This is a genomic window from Providencia sp. wls1943, assembly GCF_009706275.1.
Taxonomy (GTDB): domain Bacteria; phylum Pseudomonadota; class Gammaproteobacteria; order Enterobacterales; family Enterobacteriaceae; genus Providencia; species Providencia zhijiangensis.
In genome coordinates this window covers 292792-299761 of the sequence record NZ_WLTU01000016.1, presented here as the reverse complement: position 1 = coordinate 299761, position 6970 = coordinate 292792, and the positions used below count along the sequence as shown (strand labels likewise).

At 43.9% G+C, this 6970-nt stretch carries 5 protein-coding genes and 2 rRNA genes; 6 read left to right on the top strand and 1 reads right to left on the bottom strand.

The features are described 5' to 3' along the window. Window positions 1-17: 17 nt before the first annotated feature. Together GKR48_RS07515 and rrf are read left to right on the top strand one after the other, a co-directional pair. Window positions 18-2923 (top strand): 23S ribosomal RNA (locus tag GKR48_RS07515). A gap of 142 nt (window positions 2924-3065) precedes the next feature. Beyond that, a 5S ribosomal RNA gene (rrf, locus tag GKR48_RS07510) occupies window positions 3066-3181 on the top strand. Between the two features lie 78 nt (window positions 3182-3259). Here rrf and GKR48_RS07505 read toward each other — a convergent pair. Next, entirely contained in the window at window positions 3260-3409 is a 150-nt protein-coding gene (locus GKR48_RS07505) for a hypothetical protein (RefSeq protein WP_154627628.1), read from the bottom strand. 277 nt (window positions 3410-3686) lie between these two features. Between GKR48_RS07505 and GKR48_RS07500 the strand changes: the two genes are divergently transcribed. The 4 genes from GKR48_RS07500 to GKR48_RS07485 all read left to right on the top strand — a co-directional run bounded on the left by GKR48_RS07500 (window position 3687) and on the right by GKR48_RS07485 (window position 6964). Further along, window positions 3687-4478 carry an endonuclease/exonuclease/phosphatase family protein gene (locus tag GKR48_RS07500; protein WP_272521352.1) on the top strand — a complete coding sequence of 264 codons (792 nt, stop codon included), beginning with the start codon at window positions 3687-3689 and terminating at the stop codon, window positions 4476-4478. A gap of 115 nt (window positions 4479-4593) precedes the next feature. Next, complete coding sequence (locus GKR48_RS07495; RefSeq protein WP_230088625.1) at window positions 4594-5127, top strand: DUF1287 domain-containing protein; 534 nt, start codon at window positions 4594-4596, stop codon at window positions 5125-5127. A gap of 243 nt (window positions 5128-5370) precedes the next feature. After that, the gene (locus tag GKR48_RS07490; protein WP_154627626.1) at window positions 5371-6558 is read left to right on the top strand and encodes an NAD(P)/FAD-dependent oxidoreductase; all 1188 of its coding nucleotides are present in this window, start codon (window positions 5371-5373) and stop codon (window positions 6556-6558) included. A 13-nt stretch (window positions 6559-6571) separates the two neighbouring features. Beyond that, window positions 6572-6964: a hypothetical protein gene (locus tag GKR48_RS07485; RefSeq protein WP_154627625.1), complete on the top strand. Its 393-nt coding sequence runs from the start codon at window positions 6572-6574 to the stop codon at window positions 6962-6964. Window positions 6965-6970: the final 6 nt, after the last annotated feature.

The window sequence follows — 6970 nt, the reverse complement described above, 5'->3', positions numbered from 1 at the left end:
ACACCTTCGGGTTGTGAGGTTAAGCGACTAAGCGTACACGGTGGATGCCTAGGCAATCAGAGGCGATGAAGGACGTGCTAATCTGCGATAAGCGTCGGTAAGGTGATATGAACCGTTATAACCGACGATTTCCGAATGGGGAAACCCAGTGCAATTCGTTGCACTATCGTTTGATGAATACATAGTCAAACGAAGCGAACCGAGGGAACTGAAACATCTCAGTACCTCGAGGAAAAGAAATCAACCGAGATTCCCCTAGTAGCGGCGAGCGAACGGGGAGCAGCCCAGAGTCTTAATCAGCATTAGCATCAGGAGAACGGTCTGGAAAGGCCGGCAGTAAAGGGTGATAGCCCCGTATCCGAAGGTGTTAGTGTTGTGAACTCGACGAGTAGGGCGGGACACGTGTTATCCTGTCTGAATATGGGGGGACCATCCTCCAAGGCTAAATACTCCTGATTGACCGATAGTGAACCAGTACCGTGAGGGAAAGGCGAAAAGAACCCCGGCGAGGGGAGTGAAATAGAACCTGAAACCGTGTACGTACAAGCAGTGGGAGCACCCTTGTGGTGTGACTGCGTACCTTTTGTATAATGGGTCAGCGACTTATATTCTGTAGCAAGGTTAACCGTATAGGGGAGCCGTAGGGAAACCGAGTCTTAACTGGGCGAATGAGTTGCAGGGTATAGACCCGAAACCCGGTGATCTAGCCATGGGCAGGTTGAAGGTTGGGTAACACTAACTGGAGGACCGAACCGACTAATGTTGAAAAATTAGCGGATGACTTGTGGCTGGGGGTGAAAGGCCAATCAAACCGGGAGATAGCTGGTTCTCCCCGAAAGCTATTTAGGTAGCGCCTCGTGAACTCATCTTCGGGGGTAGAGCACTGTTTCGACTAGGGGGTCATCCCGACTTACCAACTCGATGCAAACTACGAATACCGAAGAATGTTATCACGGGAGACACACGGCGGGTGCTAACGTTCGTCGTGAAGAGGGAAACAACCCAGACCGCCAGCTAAGGTCCCAAAGTCATAGTTAAGTGGGAAACGAAGTGGGAAGGCTCAGACAGCCAGGATGTTGGCTTAGAAGCAGCCATCATTTAAAGAAAGCGTAATAGCTCACTGGTCGAGTCGGCCTGCGCGGAAGATGTAACGGGGCTAAACTATGCACCGAAGCTGCGGCAGCGATATGTAAATATTGTTGGGTAGGGGAGCGTTCTGTAAGCCTGTGAAGGTGTGCTGTGAGGCATGCTGGAGGTATCAGAAGTGCGAATGCTGACATAAGTAACGATAATGCGGGTGAAAAACCCGCACGCCGGAAGACCAAGGGTTCCTGTCCAACGTTAATCGGGGCAGGGTGAGTCGACCCCTAAGGCGAGGCAGAAATGCGTAGTCGATGGGAAACGGGTTAATATTCCCGTACTGGTGATAATTGCGATGGGGGGACGGAGAAGGTTAGGCTGGCCGGGCGACGGTTGTCCCGGTTTAAGGATGTAGGCAGGTGAATTAGGCAAATCCGGTTCACTATATGCTGAGGTCTGATGACGAGTCACTACGGTGGCGAAGTAGCTGATACCCCGCTTCCAGGAAAAGCCTCTAAGCTCTAGATTATCATTAATCGTACCCCAAACCGACACAGGTGGTCAGGTAGAGAATACTCAGGCGCTTGAGAGAACTCGGGTGAAGGAACTAGGCAAAATGGTGCCGTAACTTCGGGAGAAGGCACGCTGGCATTAGGTGAAGTGGTTTACCCATGGAGCTGAAGCCAGTCGCAGATACCAGCTGGCTGCAACTGTTTATTAAAAACACAGCACTGTGCAAACACGAAAGTGGACGTATACGGTGTGACGCCTGCCCGGTGCTGGAAGGTTAATTGATGGGGTTATCCGTAAGGAGAAGCTCTTGATCGAAGCCCCAGTAAACGGCGGCCGTAACTATAACGGTCCTAAGGTAGCGAAATTCCTTGTCGGGTAAGTTCCGACCTGCACGAATGGCGTAATGATGGCCAGGCTGTCTCCACCCGAGACTCAGTGAAATTGAACTCGCTGTGAAGATGCAGTGTACCCGCGGCAAGACGGAAAGACCCCGTGAACCTTTACTATAGCTTGACACTGAACATTGAGCCTTGATGTGTAGGATAGGTGGGAGGCTTTGAAGCGTGGACGCCAGTCTGCGTGGAGCCAACCTTGAAATACCACCCTTTAATGTTTGATGTTCTAACGTAGCCCCGTTATCCGGGGTGCGGACAGTGTCTGGTGGGTAGTTTGACTGGGGCGGTCTCCTCCCAAAGAGTAACGGAGGAGCACGAAGGTTGGCTAAGCATGGTCGGACATCATGCGGTTAGTGCAAAGGCATAAGCCAGCTTGACTGCGAGAGTGACGGCTCGAGCAGGTACGAAAGTAGGTCTTAGTGATCCGGTGGTTCTGTATGGAAGGGCCATCGCTCAACGGATAAAAGGTACTCCGGGGATAACAGGCTGATACCGCCCAAGAGTTCATATCGACGGCGGTGTTTGGCACCTCGATGTCGGCTCATCACATCCTGGGGCTGAAGTAGGTCCCAAGGGTACGGCTGTTCGCCGTTTAAAGTGGTACGCGAGCTGGGTTTAGAACGTCGTGAGACAGTTCGGTCCCTATCTGCCGTGGGCGTTGGAAGATTGAAAGGGGCTGCTCCTAGTACGAGAGGACCGGAGTGGACGCACCACTGGTGTTCGGGTTGTCATGCCAATGGCATTGCCCGGTAGCTAAGTGCGGAAGAGATAACCGCTGAAAGCATCTAAGCGGGAAACTTGCCTTGAGATGAGTCTTCCCTGACTCTTTAAGGGTCCTAAAGGAACGTTTAAGACTAAGACGTTGATAGGTTGGGTGTGTAAGCGTAGCGATACGTTGAGCTAACCAATACTAATGAACCGTGAGGCTTAACCTGACAACACCGAAGGTGTTTTCGAGATGAGAGATGACGTTGATTCAATAAAGTGTGAGACGCCGAGAGGCGGACACAACAGCTTGTTCAGGATTGATATTCTGGTTTAGTGAATGAAAGGCTAAACGGGAATAAACAGAATTTGTCTGGCGGCAATAGCGCGGTGGTCCCACCTGACCCCATGCCGAACTCAGTAGTGAAACGCCGTAGCGCCGATGGTAGTGTGGGGTCTCCCCATGTGAGAGTAGGGAACTGCCAGACATTAAATTAGCCGAGAAGCCACCCATTGGGTGGCTTTTTTGCGTTTGGGGTACTTGAAATCACCGAAAGGTATACCACTCACTGTTTTACCATTAGCATAGTCGGTGAGCCTCCACCCACTAACTGCCTAAAAGCGCCTAATATCGCTTTGCTTCCCAACCCATAAACGGTGTTTTTACTATCAGCAATAAAATTGCCCTGCATATTGAGTTGAAAACCGACCGCCATATTAACCTTACTCGTCTTATATCCTAATCAAGTAGTAAAGAATGCCTCTATTACGTGTATATTTTTGCTTTGTTAAGCCATTATCTTGCAAGTTTATCATGGCGGATGACAGGTAATTTGACGAAGATAGTCGGGCTAACCTGGAAAAGTCACAAAAAGGAATAATAAGTTCCTTAAGATTACCTGTAAGATATTTGATATACTGAATGTGAGTTCAACAAAGCAATGCTAAATGCATCAACTCTTGTGGTTATCAATTTTGTAGGGAACCTGGTACGTGGCTAAAAGAACCTATTCTGTTCGGTACATTGCGGGCGAGCCTGCAAAACGTATTCAGCCTATGCCAATCCATATGCTGGGAGATTCTCTTCCTATTGGTCTTCCTCTGTTTCCTGCGGGTGAAACGTTGGATGTTGTTACGTGGAATATTTATAAGCAGCAGCGGCCAAATTGGAAATCTACGTTAGCAGAGCTCGTTAAAGAGAAAAAACTGTTATTGCTCCAAGAAGCACAAATGTCACCAGAATTGGTTTCTTTTGCTGCTTCACATCAGTTGATAGCAGACCAAGTCCCTGCCTTACCTTTTTCTCCTCATCCATCAGGGGTAATGACACTTGCGACCGCTCACCCTATTTATTGTTGCCCATTACGAGAAAAAGAACCGCTATTACGTTTAGCTAAATCGGCGTTGATCACGGTTTATCCATTACCTAATGGCAAGCATTTAATGGTTGCGAACGTACATGCAATCAACTTTAGTTTTGGGGTTGATGTATATACGAAGCAATTGAGTAAATTAGGTTCTCACATTAGCAAACATGTTGGTCCCGTTATTCTCGCTGGGGACTTTAATGCATGGAGCCGTCAGCGAGTAAATGCATTAAAACGCTTTATTCGTTCCGTTGGCTTGAAGGAAGTTCTCTACGATTCAGATTTACGGACAAAAGCGTTTGGTCGTCCATTAGACTTTATGTTTTACCGCGGCTTAAAACTGAAAGAAAGCCAAGTATTACAGACGGATGCGTCAGATCATAACCCTATTATTACCCAATTTAAATTAACTAAGTAATGCCTTTTTAAGATTATCCCACCTTATTTATCCCTGTAATTATTGTAGATTTTATTCTCTATTTTGCGGGGACCGTACCTTGAAACGATTATTACCTATCGCTTTACTATTTTGCATGTCCTATGCATTAGGAAAAAATAATCTTGAATTGGCGAAACAGGCTGAACAGTTACCTCGCCTTGTTGTTTATGATTCATCCTATCGCCAGATAGATTACCCCAATGGGGATGTTCCCAGCCATTATGGTGTCTGTTCTGATGTTGTGATCCGCAGTTATCGTAAGCTGGGTATTGATCTTCAAAAACAGCTTCATGAAGATATAAAGAAAAATTTTAGCCAGTATCCAAGCCAAAAAATGTGGGGGCTTCGTAAGCCTGATACCAATATTGATCATCGGCGAGTACCAAACTTGGAAACCTTTTTTGCTAGAAAAGGTACCGTTAAACCTATTACGTTAAAAGGGGAGGATTATTTACCCGGCGATATCGTTTCATGGCGCTTAGATAACGGTCGGCCACATATAGGAATTGTGACATCCATCAAAGCATCGAATAGTCAATATTACTTAGTGATGCACAATATTGGATATGGACAAGTCGCCGAGGACGTCTTATTTAAATGGAAGATAGTTGGACATTATTCGTATTAATATTTTTATTTCAATAGGTTGTAATGGAGTTTTATTTTATTCTTTATGAGTGCGTCACTTTTCTTTTACCGGAGAAAGTACTTTAATATCTAAAAGTGATTAGTTTTTTTTGTTGATTTTCGAATTATATGCAATTTATTGTATTGGTTGTTATTGGCATTAAACTATATTTATTAAGTGTAAAGCACGGCGATGAGAAGGTTTTATTTATCGAGCTGTTTTATTTCTTAAGGATTTTAAATCATGAAAAATATAGTTATTGTGGGTGGTGGTACTGGCGGTACCATGTTAGCTAATATTTTGGCTAGAAAACTGAATAAAGACATTTTTTCTCAAAAAATAAAAATAACATTAATAACAGATAATCCGATACATTATTATAAACCTGCATTTATGTATGTGGCTTTTAATATGTTCTTTAAAGAAGAGTTAAGCCGACCTGAGCGTGAATTATTAAGACCAGAAATTGAATTAGTCATTGATAAAGTTGATTCTTTTGATTTTAAAAATAAAGAATTACACTCAAGAAATAATAAAAAATATCACTATGACTATTTAGTTGTTGCAACTGGATGTATTCCAAGACCTGAACGCATTGAAGGATTAAAGGAAATGGGTAACCATTTTTATGTCTATGATGCCTCGCGTAAATTAGCCGATCAATTATCTAAGATTGAAAAAGGTCGTATTTTTATTACCGTTTCATTTCCTGAAACACCAAATGTTCCCCATCAGTGTGGAATAGCACCGATGGAAACAACACTCATGATTGATGAGTTTTTACGTAAACGTCGGGTTAGAGATAATATTGAAATTGTTTATACCTATCCAACGGTTGCACAATTACTGCGTAACTGTTTATTCATGCAACAGCCAGTTTGTGAAGTTATTCCAGAAGTATTTGTTACTAGAGATATTAAAGCTCAGCGAGGATTCACTTTAAGTAAAGTCGACCCAGATAAGAAACTAGCTTATTCCAAAGAAGGGGATGAACAACCTTTCGATTTATTAATTAGCACGCCACCAATTACTGCGGTAGAGGCGGTCGTGAATACAGGATTAAGTGAACACAATAATGGTGAAGGTTGGTTACCGACTGATCATGAAACCATGCAAGTCTATGGTGTTGAAGGTGTTTATGTTATTGGTGACACGGTTGATTTACCAATTAGTAAAGCCGGCGGTAGCTGCCATAACCAAGCTGCAATTATTGCCGATAATATTTGTGGCGAGTTAATTTATGGCTACCCAGCGGCTATTTATGATGGTCGAGTACAAGCTGTTGCTCAAATGGGATTAACGGCGGGTATGCCTTTGCAATATGATTACAAGCACGATGTTATTCCGACTCCGCCAACAAAGCTCGGTGGATTACTAAGAAATGGCTTCAATAGAGGTATTTATTGGGCAGCAATCCGTGGCTTAGTTTAATAAGGAATTAAAAATGTCGAATAATGAAAGTCAAAGTAAACTGGTTGAACTATTAAGTTCCGAATCTGGTAATCATCTTGCTGAAAAATTAGCACCGTTATTACACTTAAATCGCTTAGACAATATTGTGGATCTGCTTTCACTAGTATCTGACCTTGTCGATATATTAGATAACAGTACAGTAGAACGATTATCAAATTCTTTTGAAGATACTTTAGTGCCTGTATGGGAATTAGGTACTGCCTACAATATGGCAAAAATGGAAGGAATACATGATAGTAAAAATCCTAACTTTCGCTCAGTGTATGGATTGTTAAAAGATCCAAATACATTACGTGGAATTACGACGCTTTTGCGAACAATGCAAATTGTCGGTTCTCGATTATCTCAATCCCAAGGAGGGTAATTTTTC

Excerpts from the sequence above, each read along its gene's own strand:
- GKR48_RS07490 (WP_154627626.1), top strand. The coding sequence starts at position 5,371 with ATGAAAAATATAGTTATTGTGGGTGGTGGTACTGGCGGTACCATGTTA.
- GKR48_RS07485 (WP_154627625.1), top strand. The coding sequence starts at position 6,572 with ATGTCGAATAATGAAAGTCAAAGTAAACTGGTTGAACTATTAAGTTCC.
- GKR48_RS07505 (WP_154627628.1), bottom strand. The coding sequence starts at position 3,409 with ATGGCGGTCGGTTTTCAACTCAATATGCAGGGCAATTTTATTGCTGAT.
- GKR48_RS07495 (WP_230088625.1), top strand. The coding sequence starts at position 4,594 with ATGTCCTATGCATTAGGAAAAAATAATCTTGAATTGGCGAAACAGGCT.